24 protein-coding genes and 1 tRNA gene are annotated in these 22,185 nt (G+C 72.5%); 14 read left to right on the top strand and 11 right to left on the bottom strand.

What is annotated here, in order from left to right:
- Positions 1-43: 43 nt before the first annotated feature.
- From AB0C33_RS16900 to AB0C33_RS16890, 3 genes are read left to right on the top strand one after another with little or no spacing between them, the layout of a single operon-like run.
- A complete protein-coding gene (locus tag AB0C33_RS16900) occupies positions 44-1,336 on the top strand; it encodes an ABC transporter substrate-binding protein (protein WP_358288420.1) in 1,293 nt (430 codons plus the stop codon).
- A gap of 54 nt (positions 1,337-1,390) precedes the next feature.
- Positions 1,391-2,272, top strand: a complete 882-nt coding sequence (locus AB0C33_RS16895) for a sugar ABC transporter permease (protein ID WP_357972963.1) — start codon at positions 1,391-1,393, stop codon at positions 2,270-2,272.
- Entirely contained in the window at positions 2,269-3,129 is an 861-nt protein-coding gene (locus AB0C33_RS16890) for a carbohydrate ABC transporter permease (RefSeq protein WP_358288417.1), read from the top strand. Before AB0C33_RS16895 ends, AB0C33_RS16890 begins: the two co-directional genes overlap by 4 nt.
- 11 nt (positions 3,130-3,140) lie before the next feature.
- Here the strand turns inward: AB0C33_RS16890 and AB0C33_RS16885 are convergent, their stop codons facing one another.
- Positions 3,141-4,127 carry an ArsR family transcriptional regulator gene (locus AB0C33_RS16885; RefSeq protein WP_358288415.1) on the bottom strand — a complete coding sequence of 329 codons (987 nt, stop codon included), beginning with the start codon at positions 4,125-4,127 and terminating at the stop codon, positions 3,141-3,143.
- 59 nt (positions 4,128-4,186) lie between these two features.
- Between AB0C33_RS16885 and AB0C33_RS16880 the strand changes: the two genes are divergently transcribed.
- Positions 4,187-5,437, top strand: coding sequence for an MFS transporter (locus AB0C33_RS16880; RefSeq protein ID WP_358288412.1), 1,251 nt, complete (start codon positions 4,187-4,189; stop codon positions 5,435-5,437).
- On the opposite strand, the gene AB0C33_RS16875 is transcribed toward AB0C33_RS16880, so the two are convergent.
- A complete protein-coding gene (locus tag AB0C33_RS16875) occupies positions 5,400-6,371 on the bottom strand; it encodes a LacI family DNA-binding transcriptional regulator (RefSeq protein WP_358289063.1) in 972 nt (323 codons plus the stop codon). The two genes, AB0C33_RS16880 and AB0C33_RS16875, sit on opposite strands and share 38 nt — an antisense overlap.
- 81 nt (positions 6,372-6,452) lie before the next feature.
- Between AB0C33_RS16875 and AB0C33_RS16870 the strand changes: the two genes are divergently transcribed.
- Together AB0C33_RS16870 and AB0C33_RS16865 are read left to right on the top strand one after the other, a co-directional pair.
- Entirely contained in the window at positions 6,453-7,625 is a 1,173-nt protein-coding gene (locus AB0C33_RS16870; protein WP_358288409.1) for an MFS transporter, read from the top strand.
- A gap of 14 nt (positions 7,626-7,639) precedes the next feature.
- Positions 7,640-8,305, top strand: a complete 666-nt coding sequence (locus tag AB0C33_RS16865; RefSeq protein WP_358288406.1) for a hypothetical protein — start codon at positions 7,640-7,642, stop codon at positions 8,303-8,305.
- Here AB0C33_RS16865 and AB0C33_RS16860 read toward each other — a convergent pair.
- Both AB0C33_RS16860 and AB0C33_RS16855 read right to left on the bottom strand, forming a co-directional pair.
- Positions 8,277-8,813 (bottom strand): cysteine dioxygenase family protein, encoded by a 537-nt coding sequence (locus AB0C33_RS16860; RefSeq protein ID WP_352323951.1) that lies wholly within the window; start codon positions 8,811-8,813, stop codon positions 8,277-8,279. The genes AB0C33_RS16865 and AB0C33_RS16860 overlap by 29 nt on opposite strands.
- Positions 8,814-9,006: 193 nt before the next feature.
- Entirely contained in the window at positions 9,007-9,867 is an 861-nt protein-coding gene (locus AB0C33_RS16855; protein WP_358288403.1) for an amidohydrolase, read from the bottom strand.
- Between the two features lie 241 nt (positions 9,868-10,108).
- Between AB0C33_RS16855 and AB0C33_RS16850 the strand changes: the two genes are divergently transcribed.
- The gene (locus AB0C33_RS16850; protein ID WP_358288400.1) at positions 10,109-11,092 is read left to right on the top strand and encodes a LacI family DNA-binding transcriptional regulator; all 984 of its coding nucleotides are present in this window, start codon (positions 10,109-10,111) and stop codon (positions 11,090-11,092) included.
- Here the strand turns inward: AB0C33_RS16850 and AB0C33_RS16845 are convergent.
- Together AB0C33_RS16845 and AB0C33_RS16840 are read right to left on the bottom strand one after the other, a co-directional pair.
- The gene (locus AB0C33_RS16845; protein WP_358288397.1) at positions 11,034-12,365 is read right to left on the bottom strand and encodes an aromatic amino acid ammonia-lyase; all 1,332 of its coding nucleotides are present in this window, start codon (positions 12,363-12,365) and stop codon (positions 11,034-11,036) included. The two genes, AB0C33_RS16850 and AB0C33_RS16845, sit on opposite strands and share 59 nt — an antisense overlap.
- A gap of 10 nt (positions 12,366-12,375) precedes the next feature.
- Complete coding sequence (locus AB0C33_RS16840) at positions 12,376-12,756, bottom strand: phage holin family protein (protein WP_352319465.1); 381 nt, start codon at positions 12,754-12,756, stop codon at positions 12,376-12,378.
- A 115-nt stretch (positions 12,757-12,871) separates the two neighbouring features.
- Between AB0C33_RS16840 and AB0C33_RS16835 the strand changes: the two genes are divergently transcribed.
- On the top strand, positions 12,872-13,147 hold the full coding sequence (locus AB0C33_RS16835) for a hypothetical protein (protein ID WP_352319467.1): 276 nt from the start codon (positions 12,872-12,874) through the stop codon (positions 13,145-13,147).
- A 43-nt stretch (positions 13,148-13,190) separates the two neighbouring features.
- On the opposite strand, the gene AB0C33_RS16830 is transcribed toward AB0C33_RS16835, so the two are convergent.
- Together AB0C33_RS16830 and AB0C33_RS16825 are read right to left on the bottom strand one after the other, a co-directional pair.
- Complete coding sequence (locus AB0C33_RS16830) at positions 13,191-13,964, bottom strand: FAD:protein FMN transferase (RefSeq protein WP_358288394.1); 774 nt, start codon at positions 13,962-13,964, stop codon at positions 13,191-13,193.
- Positions 13,965-14,014: 50 nt separating this feature from the next.
- Positions 14,015-14,725, bottom strand: coding sequence for a hypothetical protein (locus tag AB0C33_RS16825; RefSeq protein ID WP_358288391.1), 711 nt, complete (start codon positions 14,723-14,725; stop codon positions 14,015-14,017).
- A 52-nt stretch (positions 14,726-14,777) separates the two neighbouring features.
- On the opposite strand from AB0C33_RS16825, the gene AB0C33_RS16820 reads away from it, so the two are divergent.
- The 4 genes from AB0C33_RS16820 to AB0C33_RS16805 all read left to right on the top strand — a co-directional run bounded on the left by AB0C33_RS16820 (position 14,778) and on the right by AB0C33_RS16805 (position 18,942).
- Complete coding sequence (locus tag AB0C33_RS16820; protein WP_358288389.1) at positions 14,778-15,170, top strand: OsmC family protein; 393 nt, start codon at positions 14,778-14,780, stop codon at positions 15,168-15,170.
- A gap of 286 nt (positions 15,171-15,456) precedes the next feature.
- Positions 15,457-16,380: a nucleoside hydrolase gene (locus AB0C33_RS16815; protein WP_352352100.1), complete on the top strand. Its 924-nt coding sequence runs from the start codon at positions 15,457-15,459 to the stop codon at positions 16,378-16,380.
- 41 nt (positions 16,381-16,421) lie between these two features.
- Positions 16,422-16,498 (top strand) — tRNA-Lys (locus tag AB0C33_RS16810).
- 104 nt (positions 16,499-16,602) lie between these two features.
- Positions 16,603-18,942 carry a helicase-associated domain-containing protein gene (locus AB0C33_RS16805; protein ID WP_358288386.1) on the top strand — a complete coding sequence of 780 codons (2,340 nt, stop codon included), beginning with the start codon at positions 16,603-16,605 and terminating at the stop codon, positions 18,940-18,942.
- On the opposite strand, the gene AB0C33_RS16800 is transcribed toward AB0C33_RS16805, so the two are convergent.
- Positions 18,943-19,503 carry an NADAR family protein gene (locus AB0C33_RS16800; protein ID WP_358288382.1) on the bottom strand — a complete coding sequence of 187 codons (561 nt, stop codon included), beginning with the start codon at positions 19,501-19,503 and terminating at the stop codon, positions 18,943-18,945. It abuts the gene before it with no gap.
- Between the two features lie 127 nt (positions 19,504-19,630).
- Here AB0C33_RS16800 and AB0C33_RS16795 point away from each other — a divergent pair, with 127 nt between their 5' ends.
- A complete protein-coding gene (locus tag AB0C33_RS16795; protein ID WP_358288379.1) occupies positions 19,631-19,891 on the top strand; it encodes a hypothetical protein in 261 nt (86 codons plus the stop codon).
- Between the two features lie 66 nt (positions 19,892-19,957).
- Here the strand turns inward: AB0C33_RS16795 and AB0C33_RS16790 are convergent, their stop codons facing one another.
- Complete coding sequence (locus AB0C33_RS16790) at positions 19,958-20,806, bottom strand: DUF4429 domain-containing protein (protein WP_358288377.1); 849 nt, start codon at positions 20,804-20,806, stop codon at positions 19,958-19,960.
- A 31-nt stretch (positions 20,807-20,837) separates the two neighbouring features.
- Here AB0C33_RS16790 and AB0C33_RS16785 point away from each other — a divergent pair, with 31 nt between their 5' ends.
- A complete protein-coding gene (locus AB0C33_RS16785; RefSeq protein WP_358288374.1) occupies positions 20,838-21,422 on the top strand; it encodes an HD domain-containing protein in 585 nt (194 codons plus the stop codon).
- On the opposite strand, the gene AB0C33_RS16780 is transcribed toward AB0C33_RS16785, so the two are convergent.
- Entirely contained in the window at positions 21,419-22,129 is a 711-nt protein-coding gene (locus tag AB0C33_RS16780) for a FadR/GntR family transcriptional regulator (protein WP_358288371.1), read from the bottom strand. The genes AB0C33_RS16785 and AB0C33_RS16780 overlap by 4 nt on opposite strands.
- Positions 22,130-22,185: the final 56 nt, after the last annotated feature.

Raw genomic sequence — 22,185 nt, 5'->3', positions numbered from 1 at the left:
AAAGGTCACCAACTTCGGGGGATCGCGAAGGGAATGGTGTGCGATGCGACGGTGGTTAGCGGCCGTCTCGATCACGATGGCGGGCGTTCTGGGCCTGGCGGGCTGCGGCGGAGGCAGCGGCGGCCAGACTTCTGAGCCGGGTTCGTCGAGCGGCGGCAAGCAGCAGGTGGAGGTCTTCTCCTGGTGGACGGGCCCCGGTGAGGCCGACGGCCTCGCGGCGATGAAGAAGATATTCGAGGACAAGAACCCGAACTACACGTTCTTCGACGCCGCCGTGGCGGGCGGCTCGGGTGACAAGGCCAAGGCGTTGTTGCAGTCGAAGTTGCAGGCCGGCACGCCGCCCGACACGTTCCAGGGGCACGCCGGCGCCGAGTTGCAGGGCTACATCAAGGCGGGCAACCTGGAGGACCTGACGTTCCTGTACGACGAGCTGAAGCTCAAGGACGTCTTCCCCGCCCAGCTCGTCGAGCAGATCAGCGTCGAGGGCAAGATCTACTCGGTGCCGGTCAACATCCACCGGTCCAACGTCCTGTGGTTCAACCCCAAGGTGCTCAAGGACGCCGGCATCGCGGCCGCGCCCAAGACGATCGAGGAGTTCATCGCCGACCTGGAGAAGGTCAAGGCCAAGGGCAAGATCCCGATCTCCGTCGGCTCGGAGTGGACCGCCACCCACCTGCTGGAGAACGTGCTGCTCGGCTCGCTCGGCACCGACGCCTACAACGCGCTGTTCAAGCCGGGCGCCGACTGGAGCGGCCCGCAGATGACGAAGGCGCTGGAGAACTACGCCAAGATCATGTCGTACGCGGGCGACCCGCAGGACGACTGGCAGCCCGCCGCCAAGCAGGTGGCCGACGGCGAGGCGGCGTTCAACATCATGGGCGACTGGGCCTACGGCTACTTCCACAACCCGCCGGAGGGCGGCCTCGGCAAGACGTCCAAGACGGACTTCGACTGGGCGCCCGCGCCCGGCACCGAGGGCACCTACATGTGGCTGTCGGACAGCTTCACGCTGCCCAAGGGCGCCAAGAACCGGGACGGGGCCGTCGCCTGGCTGAAGGTCGCGGCGAGCAAGGAGGGCCAGGACGCCTTCAACCCCAAGAAGGGCTCCATCCCCGCCCGCAAGGACGCCGACCAGTCGCTCTACACCGACTACCTGGCCGACGCGCTGAAGGACTGGTCGGGCGACAAGCTGGCCGGCTCCATCCAGCACGGCGTCTCGGTGAGCCAGCCGTGGCTGGCCTCGATCAACGAGGCGGTCGGGCTGTTCATCGGCAGCAAGGACGTCAAGGGCCTGCAACAAGGCCTGGCCGACGCGGCCAAGGCCAACGCTCAGTGACGCATGCGGGTACGGCGGGACGCTCCCGCCGTACCCGCGCGAAGGGAAACGGTTGTGAGGCGGGCACGCACCTGGCTGCCCGGACTCCTCCTCGTCGCGCCGTCGATCGTGGCGATCGGCGTGTTCGTGTACGGCATGCTGGGCTGGAACTTCCGCCTGGCCATGACGGACCAGCACGATGAGGTGTCCGAGGGCACGTTCGTGGGGCTGAAGAACTTCGTCGACATCTGGGACCAGGCGCGCTGGCGTCTGTCGGTCGACCACGCGATCGTGTTCACGATCGCGTTCGTGGCGGGGGCGCTGGTGCTGGGCTGGTTCCTGGCGTTCCTCATGGAGAAGGGGATCTGGGGGGAGGGCACGTTCCGGGCGATCTACCTGTTCCCGATGGCCGTGTCGTTCGTCGCGACCGGCATCGTGTGGCGGTGGCTGATGAACTCGGGGACGGGTGAGCGGGCGGTCGGCCTGAACCGGCTGTTCGACGCGATCGGGCTGCCGCAGTGGCAGTGGTTCAGGGATCCGGACTGGGGGATGGCCGCGATGGCGCTCCCAGCGATCTGGCAGATGTCCGGATATGTCATGGCGTTGTTCCTGGCGGGCTTCCGCGGCGTCCCCGAGGAGCTGCGCGAGGCGGCGCGGGTGGACGGCGCCGGCGAGTGGGGCGTCTACCGGCACGTGGTGCTGCCCATGCTCAGGCCGGTCACCCTGTCGGCGCTGATCATCCTGGGACACATCTCGCTCAAGGTCTTCGACCTCATCGTGGCGGTGTCCGGCAAGCAGATCATCACCGACGTGCCCGCGGTGTTCATGTGGGTGGCGGTCTACGACTCGCACGACCCGGCGAAGGGGGCCACGATCGCCTCGTACATCGTGCTCAGCGTGGCGGTCTTCGTGATCCCGTACCTGATCTGGTCGGTGCGCAAGGAGCGCAGGCCATGACGGCCGTCGCGGCCCGGCGCAGGACCGGGTTCGGGATCGTGCGGTTCTGCCTGCTGCTCGCCCTGGTGGTCGTCGTCCTCGTCCCGATCTACGTGCTGCTGGCCACCAGCTTCAAGCCGCTCACCGAGGCCGACCCCGGCCAGGCGTGGAACCTGCCCAGGACGTGGACCACCGAGGCGTGGCGGGTGGCCTGGGAGAAGCTGGCCCCCGGCCTGTGGAACAGCGTGCTGCTGGCCGTCCCCGGCTCGCTGCTGTCGTGCGCGTTCGGGTCGATGAACGGCTACGTGCTGTCCAAATGGCGCTTCCCCGGCGCGGACGTGCTGTTCACGCTGTTCCTGTTCGGCATGTTCATCCCCTACCAGGGCGTGATGATCCCGCTGGTCAAGCTCATGGTCTGGCTGAACGAGCAGACCGGGCTGCAGGGCGTCTTCTACGGCGGCATCCCGGGCCTGGTGCTCGCGCACGTCGTGTACGGCATCCCCATCTGCACGCTGATCTTCCGCAACTACTACGTCACGATCCCCGACGAGCTGATCGAGGCCGCGCGGGTGGACGGCGCGGGGATGCTGCGCGCGTACTGGTCGGTCGTGCTCCCGGTGTCGTGGCCGGCGATCGCGGTGGTGATCATCTGGCAGTTCACCTCCCTGTGGAACGACTTCCTGTTCGCCGTCTTCATCACCGGCCCGCAGAGCTGGCCGACCACCGTCATGCTCAACAACATCGCCGGGGCCCAGGCCACCCCCTACAGCCAGCAGATGGCCGCGGCCGTCCTGGCCTCGATCCCGACCATGCTGATCTACGTGCTGCTCGGCCGGTTCTTCATGCGCGGCCTGATGGCGGGCGCGCTGAAGGGCTGACGCGGGGCCCGCTACGCCGGTGACCGGCCGGCCAGCGCGTCGCCCAGCGGCGTGCGGGCGTACAGGACGGAACGGCCGGTGCGGGTGCCGACGACGAGGCCCGTCCTGCGCAGGACGGCCAGGTGCCCGCCGGTCGCGCCGAGGCTCTGGCCGAGCAGGGCGGCCAGGTGGGTGGTCGTCGCGGGCACGGCCAGCTCGGTGAGGAGGCGCGCCCTGGTGCGGCCGATCAGCAGCGCCAGGTCGCCGTCCGGCACGCCGACCGCGGCGCCCGTGCCGCGGGCCGGGTAGACCAGCGCGTTGGGCCAGGCCGCCTCCAGGTACACGCCGACCGAGCCGGAGAAGGCGGTCGGCACGAACAGCAGGCCCCCGCCGCCCAGCACGTGCGAGCCGTGGCGGGTGTGCAGGCGCACCTCGATGTGCCCGTCGGGACGCCAGCGCACCTGGTCGCTCAGGTCGTCCAGCGCGGCGGCCCAGCCGTAGGCGGCCAGGCGTCCGGCCCGCTGGATCACGTCGCGTTCGAGGATCGTGTGGAGTCGCGGCCAGCCGACCGAGATGATCTCCCGCCACAGCGCCTCGTACGCGTCGGCCAGCACCTCCACCACCCGCGGCGAGAACAGCAGGTCCCGGATCGGCTCCGGCACCGGCGGCAGCGCGGCCAGAACCCGGGCGATCTCCTCGTGCGCCTGGGCGACCGGGGTCCGGCGCATGGAGGCCAGCTCGGTCTCGAACGGCACGCTCATCCCGGCCGGCGGCGGGGCGATGAAGTCGACGTTCGCGTAGCCCTTGTTGCCGCTGATCGCCGCCAGCGCGCGCAGCGCCGGATGCCGTCGCACCAGGTCGAGGTAAGGGCCGCGCCAGCGCTCCACCCACCGCCGGTGCACGCCGGGCTCGTTCCTGCCGTCGAGCGTCCAGTGGGCGTGCATGGTCTCGATCAGCGGCGAGATCGCGAACCTGCTGGCCACCAGGTCCTGCGGGGTCACCTGGATCTTCAGTGCCACCTTTCGGTTATATCCGAAACCATGGCCGGGCCGGGCGCCGGTTCAGCAGCATCGGGGATGTGAGAGCGGCGACGTACGGCGACGTGTTCGCGGTCAAGGAGTTCCGGGTGCTGTTCGGCAGCTTCGCGCTGCTGGTCACCGGGGAATCGATCAAGATGCTGGCCCTGTCCGTGCTGGTGTACGCGCGGACGGGCTCCCCGGGGTTGTCGGCGGCGGCGTACATGGCGGGGTGGCTGCCGTACATCGTGGGCGGGATGTTCCTGCTGTCGCTGGCCGACCGGCTGCGGCCCCGGGCGCTGATGGTGACCGGCGAGCTGGTCAGGGCGGCGGTGTGCCTGCTGCTCGCCTACGCCGGGCTGCCGGTGTGGGGGATGCTGGCGCTCGTGCTGGTCAGCGGGCTGTTCTCGCCGGTGTTCGGGGCGGCCAGGTCGGCGGCGCTGCCGGACGTCCTGCCGGGGGACGCGTTCGTGCTCGGCCGGTCGGTGATCGGGGTCACCTCGGCGGCCTCCCAGGTCGGCGGGCTCGCGGCCGGAGGCGCGTTCCTGGCCTTCGCCGGGGCGCCGGGCGCGCTGGCCGCCACCGCCGCGCTGTCGGCACTCGGCGCGGTGGTCCTGCGGTTCGGCCTGCCCGACCGTCCCGCCCGCGCCGCCGCGGGGAGCGGCGGGACGGGGGCCGTGCGGCAGACGCTGCGGGTGAACCGGTCGCTGCTGGCCGACCGGCGGGTGCGCGGGCTGCTGCTGGCCGGATGGCTGCCGACGATGTGCCTGGCCGGGGCGGAGGCGATGATCGTGCCCTACCTGGGCGGTGAGGGGCGGGCGGGCGTGGTGCTCGCCGCGGCGGCGGCCGGGATGGCGGTGGGGGAGTTCACCGTGGGCAGGTTCGCCGCGCCGCCGCTGCGGGAGCGGCTGTCGGCGCCGCTCGCCGTGCTGCTCGGGGTGCCGTGGCTGGGGTTCGCGCTCGGGCCCGGCGTGGGGTGGGCCGCGGTGCTGGCCGCGTGCGCGGCCGCGGGGCTGTCGTACCAGCTCGGGTTGCAGCGGCGGTTCGTGGACGCGGTGCCCGAGGAGGGGCGCGGGCAGGCGTTCGGGCTGCAGTCGGCGGGGCTGATGACGGGACAGGCGGCCGGGGCGGCGCTGGTCGGCGTGCTGGGCGAGACGATCGGGCCGGGGGGCGCGATCGTCGCGGCGGGCGCGGCCGGCGTCCTGGTCGCGCTGGCCCTGCTTGGGCCCCTACGCCCTGCCAAGCCCTCCGGCCCTGCTGGTTCCTCTGTTGCGGTCACGTCACGGGAAGCTCCCCGGAGCCGCGCGGGATGAGGCGTACGGGCAGCTCGACGTGCTCCGGCGGCCCGCCGTCACCGCGCAGGCGCCGGAACAGCAGCTCGGCGGCCACCCGGCCCATCCAGGCCGGATCCTGCGCCACCACGCTCACCCCTGGCCGCAGCAGGTCGGCCAGCTCGAAGTCGTCGAACCCCACCAGCGCCAGCGGCCGCCCCTCCAGGGCCCGCAACGCGGTCACCGTGAGCCGCCCGTTCCCGGTGAACAGCGCGGTCGGCGGCGCGTCCAGGGCCAGCATGCGCCGCAGGTCGGCCCGTACGTCGTCGAGCGACGGCGGGCGCATCGCCACCAGCCGCGGGTCGAACAGCCCGCCGAGCGCCCGCCGGTAACCCGCCAGCCGCCGCGCCGCGGTGTAGATCGCCGGATCGTCGCCCAGGAACGCGATCCTGTGGTGCCCGTGCGTGAGCAGGTGCCGGACGGCCTGCTCGGCCCCGCCCGCGTTGTCGGCGAGCACGGTGTCCACCTCGATCCCCGGCTCGGGCGGCCGGTCGGCGAACACCACGGGCGTGCCGGCCTCCAGCTCGCCCCGCAGGTAGGCGTGGTCGTCACCGGCCGGGACGACGATCAGCCCGTCCACCCTGCGCGCGCAGAACGTCTCGACCAGCTCGCGCTCCCGGCCCGGCTCCTCGCCCGAGGACCCGCTGAGCAGCAGGCAGCCGTGGTCGATGACGACGTCCTCGACGGCCCGGCTGAGACCGGCGTAGAAGGGGTCGGCGACGTCCTCGATGACCAGCCCGATGGTGGCGGTCATGCCCGTGCGCAGGACCCGGGCGCTCTCGTTGCGGCTGTAGCCCAGCCGGTCGATGGCCGCCCGCACCCGCTCGGCGGTGGCCGGATGGACGCCGGGCTCGCCGTTGACCACGCGCGAGACGGTCTTGAGCGCCACGCCCGCCGCCGCCGCGACGTCCTTCATCGTCGGTCTCACGCATGGATCATGTCCTACTGCACCCGGGCGGACAACGTTGTCAGACGCCTGTGCCAGAGTAGGTGCCCTATGTCGTTGCGACACGCCTTGCTGGTGGCCGGGTTCGTGCTGGCCGCGCTCAACCTGAGGCCCGCCATCGCGGGCCTGTCACCGCTGCTCGACGAGATCATGAAAGACCTGGGGCTGTCGCCGTCGGGCGGCGGCGCGATCACCACCGTCATGGTGGTCTGCCTGGGCGTGTTCGGCCCGGTGGCCCCGCTGCTCGCGCGGCGCATCGGTCTGGACAGGACGCTGCTGGCCGGCCTGCTCGTGGTCGCGGCGGGGGAGTGCCTGCGCGGGCTCGACGGCGTTCCCATGCTCTACCTGGGCTCGGCGCTGGCCGCGACCGCCATCGCCGTCATGAACGTCTCCATGCCCGGCATCGTCAAGCAGCACTTCCCCGAGCGCGTCAACCTGCTCACCGGCGTCTATGTCGCGGCCGTGGTGGCCGGCGCGGCCGGGGCCTCGGCCCTGGTGATCCCGCTGGAGCGGGCCACCGGCTTCGACTGGCGCGGCGTCTCGGCGCTGCTCGCCGTGCCCGCCGTGCTCGCGGCCCTGCTCTGGCTGCCGCAGGCGGTCCGGGGCGGGCCCGCCGAGCAGGGCGGCCCGAGGCCGTTCGGCGCCGTCCTGCGCAGCCGCGTCACCTGGTACGTGACCGCGCTCATGGGCCTGCAGTCGCTCACCTTCTACGTCATGCTGGCCTGGCTGCCGACCATCTTCCTCGACGCCGGCCTGCCCGCCGACCAGGCCGGCTACCTGCTCAGCCTGACGAACCTGGTCCAGGTCGCGACCTCGCTCGCGGTGCCGGTGCTGGCCGGCCGCCGGGCCTCGCAGGTGCCGTACGTGGTGGGCGCCGGCGTGCTGACCGTGCTCGGCTACCTCGGCGTGCTGCTGGCCCCGGCCACCGTGCCGTGGTTGTGGATGATCGTGCTCGGCATCGGCCAGGGGGCCTCGTTCGCGCTGGCGCTGCTGATCATCGCCCTGCGCCCGGCCGATCCGGCCGGCGTGACCGCGCTGTCGGCCGTGGCCCAGTCGGTGGGGTACGTCGTGGCCGCGCTGGGCCCGCTGCTGTTCGGCTACCTGAGAGAGGTCTCGGGCGGCTGGACCGTGCCGCTGACGGTCGGCCTCGGGGTTCTCGGGGCTCAGCTGGTGGCTGGATGGTTCGCCGGACGCCCTGCTACCTTAGGTAAGGCTAACCTGTAGAAGGGATACGAAGCGTGCTGACCGAGGCTCTCCAGCGTCTGGCCGACGGCCGGGGCGGCGTCATCGGGGTCGAGCCAGAGCTCGTCATCGACCCCGACGAGAGCTGGACGGCCGCCGCCGACCTGGCGCGGGAGCCGTACACGCTGTTGGCCGGCCTGGTCGAGCAGACGGCGGCACGCTGGAACGCGCCCCGGCACGTCGGCGCGGCGCTGTTCTGGAAGACCTTCGGCTACTGGCACAGCCTGCCCATGGCGCTCGGCTGGGCCCTCGACGGCCGCGTCCCCGTCATGCGGCTGGCCGACACCTACTTCAAGGTCTCCGACGCCGGCGTGACGATCGCCGCCAGCCGGGTGAGCTGGGGCACGGGCGTCGAACCCATCCGCGAGTCGCTGGCCGAGGCGCAGCAGCCGCTGGTCAAGGCCATCAGCGCGCTCGCCAAGGTCGGCGAGCGCACCTTGTGGGGCTCGACCGCCGAGGCGTTCGCCCATCCGCTGACCTGCATCGTCAAGGGCGACTACATGGCCCTGCTCGCCGAGCTCGGCAGCCCGGTCGACGGGCTGGTCGAGCCCGCCGACGACGGCTACTTCCGCAGGACGTGCTGCCTGTGGATCACCCTGCCCGACGTCGAGGCGTGCGGGAGCTGCTGCGTGCTCAGGCCACAGCCACCGGCTCGTCCATAGGACGCAGCTCGTCGGCGTAGCTCACCGACACCCGGCGCATGACGCCGCTGTCGTCGATGGAGTACTGGCCGAGCCGCCACAACGGCGGCGAGTACGCGTGGATCGAGACGCTCTCGCCCTCCGCGCCGCCGAGCCGGTGGATGTGGTCGGGCCCGAACGAGAACGACTGACCGGCCGGCACCACGGTCTCCAGGTGCTCGCCGCCGATGCGCGGATTGCACTCCTGCAACGCCCCCTGCACGACGTGCACCGCGCCCGAGGAGATGTCGTGGTCGTGCCAGCCCGTGTCGTCCTCAGGACGCCAGCACAGCACCCAGACGTCCACATAGGCGTCCCGGTACAGGGAGGCGTAATGCCGTCCGCCGTCGGCCGGGAAGTCGACCATGTCACGCCACTCCTGCGGGTTGGCGGCCAGCTCGTCGACCAGGTCGCGCAGCTCACGCCGGTCGAGCGTGCGCTCCGGCAGCCCGGCACACACGCCCCCGCCCTGGATCTGGATGTCACTCACGTACGAGTCTCCTTTCTGTATCTCATTGCCTCACTCCGTGAGGCGGCTCGGTCGCCTGTATGCCGGCGTCTTCCCCCGCTCTGGTCGCTGCGCTCCCGACGCTCCTCCAGACGCCGGCGCTCCCTCGCGGGTCTAATGGCCTCACTCCGTGAGGCGGGCTCGGTCGCCATATGCCGGCGCTCGCTCGTGGGGGTCATGGTGGGGGGAGGCCCAGGAGGCGGCGGGGGTTGGTGGAGTGGATGGCGTGGTGGGCGGCGGTGCCGAGGCCGGGGTCGGGGGCCGTGGCGTACGGCGCGTCGGAGCCGTTGACGACGACGTCAACGCCCAGCTCGCGGACGATCGCGTCGATGGCGCGCGGCCCGTACGAGGACGTCTCCACGTAGAAACCGGGATCGACCAGGCCGCGCCCGGTGCCGCCACGGGCGATGAGCCGTTCGGAGTGCAGCGGCGCCAGCCCCGCCAGCAGCGCGAAGCACACCCGCAGCCGAGGATGCCGGGGCCGGACCACGGCGTGGAAGTGGTGCCAGGCCGCGTGCATCTGCTGCACGTACGGCACCAGCGCCGGCCACCACGGCGGCGTCCCCGGCGGCGGCGGCACGGCGGCGGGCCCGGGATGCACGAACAGCGGCAGGTCCCGCTCGGTGAGCACGTCGAGCAGCCGGTCGTCGGGTACGGCGGTGGCCGGGATCTGCAGCCCGGCCAGCCCCCGGTCGAGGTCCTTGGCCAGCCGCTCAGGATCGGGCTCACTGTGACAGGTCGCCGCCCACACCCCGAACGGCTCGCCCAGCCCGAGCGCGCCCTCGTGGTAGGCGTCGATCAGCGGCCACGCCTCCTCCGGCGGCAGGAACTCCACGCCCAGCGGGCTCGACATCGACACCAGCGCCAGGTCGAGCCCGGTCGTGTCCCGGTGCTCGTGGTCGGCCGGGTTCACCTCGTACGGCGGCTCGCCGTCGAGCAGCAGCGTCCAGCCGTCGAGCCGGGGCGGGACGGTGCGAGCGCGCAGCGCGGCGACGAACGAACCCGTCCACAGGTGCTGGTGCACGTCGATGCTCACGATCACACCTCCCTCTATTTCCTACTGAGATTACAGGTAAACGAACTGTACTGCGAAATCAAGCAGGTGAACCGTTTCAGTGATACGGTTCAGTGAACCGCTTCACTGCCCTATTTGTCAACGGTTCGCACGTCGAGGGCGGTCCGAGAAGAACCCCGCGAGCCCGTGCGGTAGTCCGGCTTCTGTCGGTGGCAGGCAATAGGCTGGCGGGATGCCGCGGAAGAGAGCGACGATTCGGGAAGTGGCCCGCGCGACCGGCCTGTCTCCGGCGGCCGTCTCCTATGCGCTGCGCGGCATGCAGGTCTCGGAGGAGACCATGGAGCGCGTGCGCGCCGCCGCCGCCGAGCTCGGCTACGAGGCCGACCCCATCGCCAGGGCCCTGGCCAGCGGCCGCACGGGCATGATCGGCCTGCTCTGCGGATCGCTCGAAGACCTGTGGCAGCAGTCGCTGGCGGTCGGCATCAGCAGGGGCCTGCGGGAGAAAGACCGCTATGCCCTGATCCTCGACGCGGTCGGCGACCCCGACCGTGAGCGCGTGCTCGCCCAGCAGCTCCGCGACCAGCGCGTCGACGGCATGATCGTGCAGCCGGTCGACCCGGCCGCGCCGTTCTGGGCCGAGCTGTGCGAGTCGCTGCCCGTCGTCGCGATCGGCGACTCACTGGCGGGCACGGCCGGGGAGGTCGTCTTCGACAACCGCCGGGGCGTCACGCTGGCCCTGGAACACCTGGCCGGCCTCGGTCACCGCCGGGTGGCCGTGCTCACGCCCACCCAGGCCAGCACCCCCGACCGTCCGGCCGACGTGCACGTCCTGGCCGAGGCCGACCGGCTGGGGCTCGACATCGAGGTCGTCACGGCCCCCCACGGCCTGGCGGCGGCCACCTCGGCGGCCCACGAGATCCTCTCCACGTCCAGGCCGAGCGCGGTCTTCTGCTTCGCCGACTCCATCGCCTACGGCGTCTACGCCGCGGCCAAGGAGCTGGGCCTGTCCATCCCGGGCGACGTGTCGGTCATGGGCTACGACGACCATCCCATGTCGGGGCTGCTCACTCCCGGCCTGACCACCGTCGACTGGGACATCGACGGCATCGTCAGGGCCGCGGTGCGGCTCATCGCGGCCGCGGCCGACGGCGGCACCCGCCGCCGCCGGGTGGTCCAGGAGCCGACGCTCAGGGAGCGGGGCTCGGTCGCGCAAGCGCCGCCCGCGCCTCGTCCAGCTCGTCGGTGAGCTGCCCGTCGGGCCGTGCCCCCTTGCGGGCCCGCACGGCGGCGGCGCGCTCGCAGGCCAGCACGATCTCCAGCGGTTCCAGGCAGCGCAGCGCGTGGCGGGCGGCCTGGGTGGCGAAACCGGCGTGGTCCTCGGTGCCCAGCGAGATCACCGCGGTTCCGGTCGTCACGGGGGCCGCGAGGTGGCGCAGCTCGGCCAGGGCGTCCTGGGCCACGTACTCCAGGATCATCAGCCCGGAGGCGCCCGGCCGGTCGGCCAGGAAGGGCAGCTGCCCGGTGTAGGCGGGGTTCATGAGGGTGGCCAGGCGGGCGGTGCTGAGCTGGGCGGTCTGGGCCAGCGCGGCGCGCAGCGCGTCGAGGGCCAGGGCCACCGGGGCCGAGTGGAAGTTGCCGTTGTGCCAGGCCAGGGTGCCGGTGATGAGCGGGTTCTCGGTGGCGGCGTTCAGGTCGGTCTCGACGGTGGCGCTGGCACGCTCCAACGCGTCCACGGCCGCGCCGTGCACCTGCGCGAAGGCGCGGTAGCCGTACGGGTCCTGGACGCGGGTGGCCAGCTCGTGGGTGAGCAGGCCGCGCAGGCGTCCGGCCACGCGCGACTGGCCCGGATGCGGCCTGGCCTCCTGGACGGCGGCGGCCAGCGGCTCGGCGGAGGCGTCCACCGCGGTGAAGGACAGGGCGGCCACGTCGATGGCCGCCTCCAGCAGCGCGCCCAGCCGGTGGCAGGCCAGCGCGGCGTCGGCCAGCGTGGCCGCGCCCGAGCTGATGAAGGGCAGCGCGTCGCCGGAGGCGAGCGCGAAGCGCGGCCCGGCCGTCTCCTCGCCCGCCCGCCGCCAGGGCACCTCGCCCAGCAGGCACAGGGCCGTGGTGGCGAGCGCGGTCAGGTCGCCGGTGCCGATCGCGCCGTACGTGCGGACCGGCGGCGTGAACCCGCCCGTGACCGCCTCGGCCAGGACGGGCAGCACGGCCGGGTCGATGCCCGAGCCGCCCGCGACGAGCTGGTTGAGCCGCACGACGAGCATGGCCCGCGCGCGCTCGTCGGCCACCAGGGGACCTGCTCCGCAGGCGTGGCTGCGCAGCAGGTCGAGGCCGGGGGAGTCGAGCCGGACGTCCCGGTTGGCGCCCACGCCCGTGCTGCGGCCGTAGACGGGGCCGGTCAGCCCCTGGGCGGTGGCCCACGAGGCCCGGGCCCGATCGAGGGGACCGATCGTGACCCGGGCTCGGCCGTGGGCGGCTTCGTGCACCTGGGCGCAGGTCAGGCCGGCGCCGTTGAGCTGCATGGGGAGGGGATCAGTCGTTGTCGGGGATGAACAGGCCGAGCAGCCAGCTGACCACGCTGATGATGATCGCGCCCCAGAAGGCGGCGGGGTAGAAGTTGTCGACGTGGAAGGGGATGTCGAACTGGCCGGCGATCCAGCTCGTCAGCAGCAGCATGGCCGCGTTGATGACGAGGAGGAACAACCCGAGGGTCAGCACGATGACCGCGCAGCCCAGCGCCTTGACGATCGGCTTCACGATGGCGTTGACGACACCGAAGATCAGGGCCACGAGGAGCAGGACGCCCCAGTACTTGGCCGAGTTCTCCGGGGCGGTGATCTTGATGCCGTCGAGGAGCTGGATGGCGACCCAGAGGGCGGCGGCCGCGGCCACGGTTCTGATGATGAATCTCACGCTGGTTGATCCTCCCACTTCGCGATCGCCGGCGCGATAGATCGACCGCGCGAAGCCGATCGAGCACGCACTGTGGCGGCGGTTACCTGTGACTCATGTCGGGAAAGGGAGCGGGATGGACGCTAATGGTCTTGATTCGTTGCCCGCGGCGGAGTTGCACGACCGAGCGGTGCGGTACGCCGTACGCCATGGGGATCTGGGCTTCCTGTGGAACCTGCTGAAGGTGATCCCGGCCGCCGAGGCCGCGAGCGGTCACGAGAGTGAGACCGCCAACGACCTCAGCCGGGTGTCCGCGCTGCTCAGCGACGCGCTCGCGGCGGGCGAGGGTGAGCTGGGCGAGGCGTTGCGCCCGATCTACCTGGAATATCTGCGCGATCATCCCGACGCCTGACGCCTGAACCCCGGCGCCTGAAACCCGCTGCCTGGGCCGCGCCTCAGCCGGCCAGGCGCGCCCCCGCGGCGATGCCCGAGATGCCCGGCGTGCTGACCTCCTGGCCGTCCCGGAGCACGATCATGGTGTCGTACGCGCCGGCCTCGGCCAGGTCGGCCGCGAACCGCCTGGCCAGGGTGGGGCCCATGGCGTACATGGCGGTGGCGTAGGCGTCGGCCACGCCGAGGTCGGGGCCGATCACGGTGACCGAGCCGAGCGTCTGCTGGCGCTCCCCGGTGCGCGGGTCCACCACGGCCGCGCCGCCCGAGGTGGCGATGCCGAGGTCGTGGGCGAACAGCGCCTTCCTGACGACGTCGGTGCGCGGGTCGCGGATGCCGACGCGCCACGGCTTGCCCGGGGCGGCCGAGCCGCGCACCCTGATGTCGCCGCCCGCGTTGATGCGGTGGTCGCCGGCGCCCGCGTTGCACAGGGCCCGCGACAGGCGTTCCAGGGCCCAGCCCTTGATGTAGCCGGACGGGTCGATCACGCCGTTGATCCGGTGCTCGAACCAGCCGCCGGTCGCCTCGCCCAGCTCCTCGCAGCGGTGCAGGACCTCGACGAGCTCGGGGATCTGCCTGATGGTCAGGCCGTGGTTCAGGCGCCAGATCTGGCTGTCCTCCTTGGCCGGGCTGAAGGTGTCGGCCACCCAGCGCAACCAGGAGAAGGCGTCGTCGAGCAGGGGGGTGAGCTCTCGGGCCGGCAGAGCCGTGCGGATGTCCACACTGACGGGCATGCCCATGACCGTGTCGACACGGGCGCTTCCGGGGAAAATCGTCACCTGGCCTCCTTGTCCGCTGCCCACGCTCTCACGTCGGCCGTAACGTGGGGCTAAACCTTTTGCCCTGGTTTGAAATGGACCTGTGATCTCGGGATCGCGAGGCGTGACAATGCGCCGCCGACGTACCGGGTGAACGGGCGCGGGCCCTCGACGACCACCTCGCGCTCGGCGATGTCAGGGATCTCGCGGCTGAGCCCGGAGGCGCTGATGCGCTCCTTGGCCCTCGGGTCGTGCTCGGCGCCGGTGACGAGGATGAGACCGTACCTGGTCTCCAGGTCGCGCAGCTCGCTGGTGGCGCGCTCGGCCCGGTAGACGGCCACGGTGTCCGTCCTGGTGCTCGCGCCGGCCAGCCGGGTGCGCAGGGTGTCCGGGTCCATGCCGGACGCGATCAGCACCCTGCCCCTGGTCTGCGGGACGACCGTGTGGCTGCGGACCGCCATGACCGCCGCCATCGCGTACAGCAGCAGCGAACCGACGCGGCTGAGTTCCGTCACGTACGCGGTGGAGCTCAGCTCGTGGGCCACCAGCAGCGCGCCGGCCAGGTAGCCGCCGAGCCGCAGCCGCTGCCGGGCCTGCTCGGTGCGGAGCAGGTCGGCGGCCTTGACGGTGACGAAGCCGAGCGCGACGAGCAACGCCGCGGCGGCGTAGGCGGTGGGCCGCCAGGGGTAGCCGAACCCCGGCTGGATCGCGCCGAACTCGGCGACCGCGACCCCGCACCAGAAGAGGATGGGACCGTGACTCGCATTCACCTCACTAGCCATGTCTACGACGATGCTGAAGGAACATGAGAGCTTTCTGAGTAAGGTCTGAAACATGGCTAACGTGCGTGTTGAGCGGACAGAAGACGGCGGTTTCCGGGCCACGAACGCCCGCGGCGCCGAGGTGAAGATCGGCGGCGGCGACGACGAGGGCGTGTTCACCCCGGTCGAGCTGCTGCTCGCGGCGGTGGGCGGCTGCAACATCGTGACCGTCGAGCCGCTCACGGCCAAGCGCGGGCACCGGCTGGTGCGCCTGGCCATGACGGTGGAGTCGGAGAAGGTCGAGCCGAACAAGCTCGGGCCGGTGACGGTCACCTACGACGTGGAGCTGCCGTCGGAGGCGGCCGACGAGGTCTTCAGGGCGGTGGCCGGGCGGGTGCACGACAAGTACTGCACGGTGAGCAGATCGTTGCAGGACGGTACAGAGGTTCGATTGGAGCTTCCCTAGTCGGATTAAACGCTTATTCGACCCCGTTATGACGCGACCGTTGCATTCGTCTCGGTAGCGTTGTAGCAGGTCGAGAGGCCACAACAGACCTTCACCGATGCGGACGCGGAGGGGGACCGCGGTCCGCGAGTGCGGGACCGCCGACGTTTTTGGGGGAAGACGTCGGCCTGGACCGCCACCGATCGGGGCCGGGCAGATTTGGGGGAACTGCCCGGCCCCGATCCATGCCCGCAGCCGGCACAGGCGCTGCCTCACCTGCCATCGGCCATGCGTATTGTCCTGTGGTGTGAAGAAAGTTCTCATCGACTGCGACCCCGGCATCGACGACGCCCTCGCCCTGGCCCTCGCCGCCGGCTCCCCCGACCTCGACGTCGTGGGCGTCACCACCGTGGGCGGCAACGTCGACCTGGAGCTGACCACCGCGAACGCGCTGGCGTTGCGGGAGTTCCTCGACCTCGGCGACGTGCCGGTCACGCCCGGCAGCGCGGGCGCCCTGCTGCACCGCACGGTCCGTGCCGGACACGTCCACGGCGACACCGGTCTCGGCGACGTCGTCCTGCCCGCCCCCGTGCGTCCCCTGTCGGAGGGGCACGCGGTGGACTTCATCGTGGACGCCCTGCGTGCCGCGCCGGGCGAGATCACGCTGGTCGCGGTGGGCCCGCTGACCAACATCGCCCTCGCCGTACGCCGCGAGCCCCGCGTCGTGGAGTGGGCCCGGGAGCTGGTGATCATGGGCGGCTCGTACACCCGGGGGAACCACAACCCGGCGGCCGAGTTCAACATGCTGGCCGACCCCGAGGCCGCGGCGATCGTCTTCGAGGCCGGTTGGCAGGTCCGCCAGCTCGGCCTCGACGTGACCCTGTCCGCCCTGGTCACCGCGGACGTGCTCGACCGCATGCGGCCGCTCGGCCGGCTGTCGGAGCTGCTGGTGCCCGCCGCGCAGTTCTACGGCGTGGTGACGGCCGAGGGCGGCCCGGCCATCCACGACGCCTGCGCGGTGGCGTACGTGCTGGATCCGTCGCTGTTCACCTGCGTGCCGGCCGTGGTGAACGTGGAGACCGCCGGGACGTACACGCGGGGGATGACCGTCACCGACTTCGACCTGCGCGGACGGCCGGCGAACGCGCTGGTGGCGACGTCCGTGGACGTGAAGGGGTTCTGGGACCTGGTGCTGGGGGCGTACGGGCGGCTTGGGGAGCGGCTCGGCTGATGTGCGGGCACCGTCCGGCGGCTGATACAGTTAACCCTGTTGCGCCGCTAGCTCAGTTGGTTAGAGCAGCTGACTCTTAATCAGCGGGTCCGGGGTTCGAGTCCCTGGCGGCGCACCACACCGAAACCGCCTGGTTCACCAGGCGGTTTCGCTGCTTTCCTGGCCCCTTCGCTCTCCGCTTTCCTGGCCTCTTCGCTTCCCGCGGCTTGCGACAATCGGTCGGTGGACGAGACGTTTCCGGAATGGCTGGCGGGGCTGGGGCGCGAGCGGCTGACCGAGCTGCTGGCGGCGCGGCCCGACGTGTTGCGGCCCGTGCCGCCGCGGCGGCCGGCCGAGCTGGCCGAGCGGCTCGACGCGCCGGAGTCCGTGCACCTGGCGCTGTCCCGGACACCGCTGCCCTGTCTGCTGCTGGTGGAGGCGATCCTGGTGTCGGCCCGCAGCGGCCGGCCGCTGCCCGACCTGGTGACCGCCGGCGCCGACCTGCCCGGGCTGATCGACCGGCTCGAACGCGTCGCGCTCGTACGGCGGGGCGAGGGCGGCGCGCTGCGCCTGGCCGCCGGGTTGCCCGCGGTGCTGCCGACGCCCCTGGGGCTGGGGCCCGACCTGGCCGGGGTGGTCGCGCACGTCACCGTGGCCGAGCTGATCGACGTGCACCGGCGGCTGGGCGGCACGGGCACGCCGCGCAGAGCGGCGCTGATCGAGTCGATCACCACGGCCCTCCGCGATCCCGGCAGGCTGGCCCGGCTGGTCGCCCGCGCCCCGGCGGGCACCCGCGAGCTGCTCGACGACTTCCTCGAACGCGGACCCGCGCGGGTGCTCGACGAGTTCCCGCCCCGCGGCCAGCACCAGCCGCGGCGGCCGGCGACCCCGGCGCGGTGGGCCCGCGACCACGGTCTCGTCTGGAGCGTCGACTGGGAGCGCACCTACGTCATGCCCATGGAGGTCGCGCTCGCGCTGCGCGGGCCTGACCACCGGATCGACCTGCCGGTCGAGCAGCCGGCGGTCCGTACCCGGCCGGTCGCCGCCGACCTGGTCGCGCACGAGGCGTCCGTGGCCGCCCTCCGCCTCCTGGACCGGGCCGCGGCCCTGCTGCAGGACGCGGCGGCGCAGCCGTTGCCCGAGCTGAAGGGCGGCGGCGTCGGCGTCAAGGAGGTGCGCCGCCTGGCCGGCCGGCTGGGCTGCGCCGAGGACGAGGTCCGTCTGCTGCTCGACCTCGTGCACGCCGCCGGGCTGCTGGCCGCCAACCCGCTCACGCAGGTGCGCACCCGGCGCGCGACCGAGACCCGGCCTGCCGGGGTCTCGCCGACCAGGGCTTACGACGCGTGGTTGCGCCTGTCGCCGGCCGACCGCTACGCCGCGCTGGCCGAGGCGTGGTGGCGGCTGCCGATCAGCCCGACCCGCCGGTACGACGGCAAGCCCCGCACCCCGCTCGCCCCGGCCGGGACCGGGACACCGTCCAGCGTCATCCGGGAGGTGGTGTTCGGGCTGCTCCCGGGCGCAACGGCGACGGGAGAGGCGGCGGCCGTGCCGGACGCGGAGGAGGTGGCGGCGGCCGCGAGCTGGCACCTTCCGTTGTTGCAGCGGGCGAGCTGCCGCGAGGTCGTGCTCGCGGTGCTGGCCGAGTCGAGGCTGCTGGGCCTGCTCGGCGCGGACGCCCTCAGCCCGCCCGGCCTGGCCCTCCGGACGCCGTCCGGGCCACGGGTGAGCGAGGCCGCCGCCGGGCTGCTGGCCGCCGCCCGGCGGCAGGCGTTGTTCGGGACCGACCTGACCGCCGTGGTCACCGGCCCGCCCGCCGCCGCCCTGACGGAGGTCCTCGACCGGGCCGCCGACCGCGAGCCCGGCGGTTCGTGGCGGTTCGGCGCGTCCTCGGTGCGCCGCGCCCTGGACGCCGGTCACACCGCCGCCGAACTCGTCTCGGCCCTGGAGGAGGTGGCCGCCGGCCCGCTGCCGCAGCCCCTGACGTACCTGATCCACGACGTCGCCCGGCGGCACGGGGAGATCGAGGTGGTCGCGGTGGGCTGCTGCGTGGTGGGCGACGACGAGGCCCTGCTGGCCGAGCTGGCCGCGCATCGCAGGCTGGCCAAGCTGCGTCCGCGCCTGCTGGCCCCCACCGTCCTGGCCAGCGCGCTCGACCCGGCGCAGACCCTGGCCCTGCTCAGGGAGGCCGGGTACGCGCCGGTCGCCCGCGAGGCCGACGGCACGCTCACCGTGACCGGCCGCGCGCCCCGGCGCGCCCCGGCCCGTCCGTCCGGCCGCGAGCAGGGGGTCCTCAGTCCGGAACGCGCCGCCGCCTGGCTGGCCACCACCGCCGGCGAGCCGCTGCCGGGCCACCACGGCCTGCGCGACCTCTTCGCCCGGTACGCCACAGCCCTGTCGCCCAAGGCCCGCGAACGGGTGGCGATGGAGCTGCAGTACCACGGCACGGCCCGGATCGTCCACGACGGCGAGGAGCTCACCGTCAGCGGCCCGGAGGTGCGCGGCGTGGATCTGGACGTGTGGTGCCACGAGCCCGCCGAGTTCCGGCTGCTGGACCTGGCGAAGATCACCAAAGTGCTGACCTGATCAGGCGTCCAGCTCGTCGCGGGCCGCCATCAGCGCGAAACCGAGCAGGTTCAGCCCGCGCCAGGTCGCCGCGGACGCGGCGCGCTCGTCGTCGGCGGCCAGGCCGATGCCCCAGACCCGGTCCAGCGGGCTGGCCTCGACCAGCACGTGCGCGCGGGTGCCGACCAGGAACTCCCGCAGGTCCGGGTGCGCCCCGAACTTGGCGAGCGAGGCGCGGGTGACGATGTCGAGCCGGTGGGCGTCCCACACGGCCTCGTCGAAGTCGCGCACGGTGCGGCCGAGCTTCTTGGCCTCGCCCGGGGTCGCGGCCAGGAGGATGCGGCCGGCGCTGTCGTGGTCGCCGAACAGCCACGCCTTGTGGGCCATCATGTAGTGCTCGGCCGAGGCGAAGGTGTGGCCGCCCTCGGTGAAGGTGACCGGCCACCACTGCGACAGGCAGCCGCGTCCGGGGCCGCCGTCGCGGGCCGGGCGGTGGCCCCAGAAGTAGAGGTAGCGCGGCCGGCGGCCGTTCCGCTCCGCCTCGACGGCCTCGTCAACGGTACGGGGAAGCTGGTCGGACACCGCTCAACCGTCCCACAGGGGACGGACGCCGGCCAAGCCGATTAGGCCGGCGGATGATTATGATCATGCTGGAGGGAAATGATCTAGTTTTCTCCGCCATGACCCCGTGACCCCCGAAGGGACGTCCATGTCCAAGCTCACCCGCGCCGCCGCCACCTCCGTCGCGGCCGTCGCCCTGGCCGCGACGTGCACCGCGGTGACGGCGCCCGCCGCCTCCGCCACCACCTCGGCCGCCTCGGTCGCCGCCTCCACCTGGATCAAGTACGGCGACTACAGCAGTGAGGCCAAGTGCATCGCCAAGGGCAAGGAGCTCAAGGCGAAGGGCACCTACCTGTCGTACTTCTGCCAGTACACCGGCTTCTTCACGCTGATGGTGCTGACCCGATAGCCGCCTGACCGGCCGCGGCCCGGGGGCTCGTCCTCCGGGCCGTCCGCCGTCACGGCCGGTCGCCGGTCAGAGCCGGCGGATCATGGCCTGCTTGGCCGCCGCGAACTCCTCGTCGGTCAGCACCCCGGACCGGTGCAGCTCGCCCAGCTCGGCCAGGCGGCGCAGCACCGCGTCGTGGGCGTCGCCGACGGAGGCCGCCGGCTCCAGCTCCTCGGGCTGCTCGCGCGGCAGCCGGGCCAGCACCGCGGCCCCGACCAGCGCGGTCGCGCCGCCGAAGCGCTGGATGCCCCAGGACACGCAGTGGGGGTCCTTCTGCGGGGACGCGCCGGGCCCGTCGCCCTTGAGCCGGAAGCGGAGGGTGCCGTAGCCGAGGCCGGACTGCGGTTTCCACTCCACGCCCACCAGCTCGGCCAGCGGGAACTCCTGCGACCCCGCCCGTTCCTTCTCCGTGCTGGCGAAACCCGTCCATTCCAGGCGTACGCGCTCGCCGTCGAAGATCGCGGTGCCGTCGCCCGCCGTGGCCGAGACGGGGATGGCGGGGCCGGGGAGCAGGTAGTGCTCGCAGGGGCCGCTGGGCGTCTGGTTGATCTCCAGGGTGTCGCGGACCTCGTCGGCGAAGTACTGGGCCGCGCCGGCGCGCTCCTTGGGCACCGCCAGCCGGTACGGGTCGGCGGGCGCGGCCAGCGACCCGGCGACGAGGTCGGACAGGGGGTCGGCGCCGTAGCGCAGGCGCAGGCGCAGCTGGCCGCCCTTGCGGCCGGGCTCGAACGCGCACGTCGCGATGGCCTCCAGCGGCACGGCGACCTCGCCGAGCACCTTGCGGAGCTCGTGGACGTTCTTGTCGCCGCCAGGGACGACGCGCAGCATCTCTCCGTTGAACGTCCACGAGCCGTCGGGAACGGCGATCTCGGTCATATTCTCAGCCTAGGACGTCGAGAGGAGCCCGATGAAGATCTTCACGAGCTGGATGTCGTGGGGCCAGGCCGCCGGCCCCCTGGCCGAGGCGCTCCCGTCGCAGACCGTCACAGGGTTGCGCGAGGCGGTGCGCTTCGCCCGGACGCAGCACGGCGTGCAGCAGCGTCCCACCGGGCGGCCCTACGTGGAGCATCTGCTGGAGGCGCTGGAGGTGGCGGTGGCCGGAGCGCAGGTGAGCGACCCCGACGTGCTGACCGCGATCGTGCTGCACGACGTGCTGGAGGACACCGCGTGCACCGAGCGGGAGCTGGCCCGGCGGTTCGGCGCGGAGGTGACCGGGCTCGTCCGCTGGGTGACCAGGCCCGCCGGGCGCGCGAAGGCCGACCACCTGGCCGCGCTGGCCAAGGCCCCGGCGCAGGCGGTGCTGGTGAAGCTGGCCGACCGGGTGAGCAACGTGCAGGAGTTGCAGCGCCTCCACTGGCGGTTCCAGAAGCGCTACTACCACGAGACCGTCGCCCACATCGTGCCGCTGGCCGCGCCCCACCCGTGGTTCGCCGAGTGGTACGAGGAATGGCGGCGGCCCTGGGCCAGGCGCGTGGCCCGCTACCCGGACTAGCCCCCCAGCCGGGCCAGCCGGTTGCGCACGCCGTCGAAGTGCGCGTACACGGCCGACACCGCGGCGGCCCGGTCGCCGGCCAGCACCGCGGCGTAGATGTCGCGGTGCCGCCTGGCCACGTCGCCGGGCGGCTCGTCGGGGGCGCCGAGGTGGTCGCGGAGCTGGTGGTAGACGTCCCAGAAGGCGCCGAGGAGCTGGCTGACCAGCGGGTTGCCGAGCGGCCGGTAGAGCAGGTCGTGGAAGAGCCGGTCGGTCTCGGGGGAGACCTCGCCGACCTGCGACTCGTGGTCCATGCGGGCCATGACGTCGGCCACCGGGGCGAGGTCGGCCTCCGGGCCGAGGTCGATGAGCCGCTGGACGAGCCCGCTCTCCAGGATCTCGCGGATCTCGATGAGGTGCGCCAGGTGGTTGCGGCCGTTCTGCAGGGTGATGCGGCTGTGGAAGGCCAGCTCGTCCACCAGCCCGGCCAGCGACATCCGGCCCACGAACATGCCGAAGCCGTGGCGGATGTCCACGATGCCGACCGCCTGCAGAGCCTTCAGTGCCTCCCGGACGGAGTTGCGGCTGACCTGGAGCTCCTCCATGAGCTCCGACTCCGTGGGCAGCGGGTCGCCCGCGACCAGCCCGCGCCTGACGATCAGGTCCTTGACGCCCTCCTGGGCCTCGACGGCCCGGCTGGGACGTGCCGGACGCGGGACTGCGGCCATGAAGCTTCCTTTCATCGTAGGTAACATTCCGGAAATCCTCTGTTGACCTCAAGACG

The sequence above is a fragment of the Nonomuraea sp. NPDC048881 genome (genome assembly GCF_040649795.1).
Lineage (GTDB): Bacteria > Actinomycetota > Actinomycetes > Streptosporangiales > Streptosporangiaceae > Nonomuraea.
Note: the sequence above shows the minus strand (reverse complement) of the source record. Positions and strands in the feature narration are given on the sequence as shown.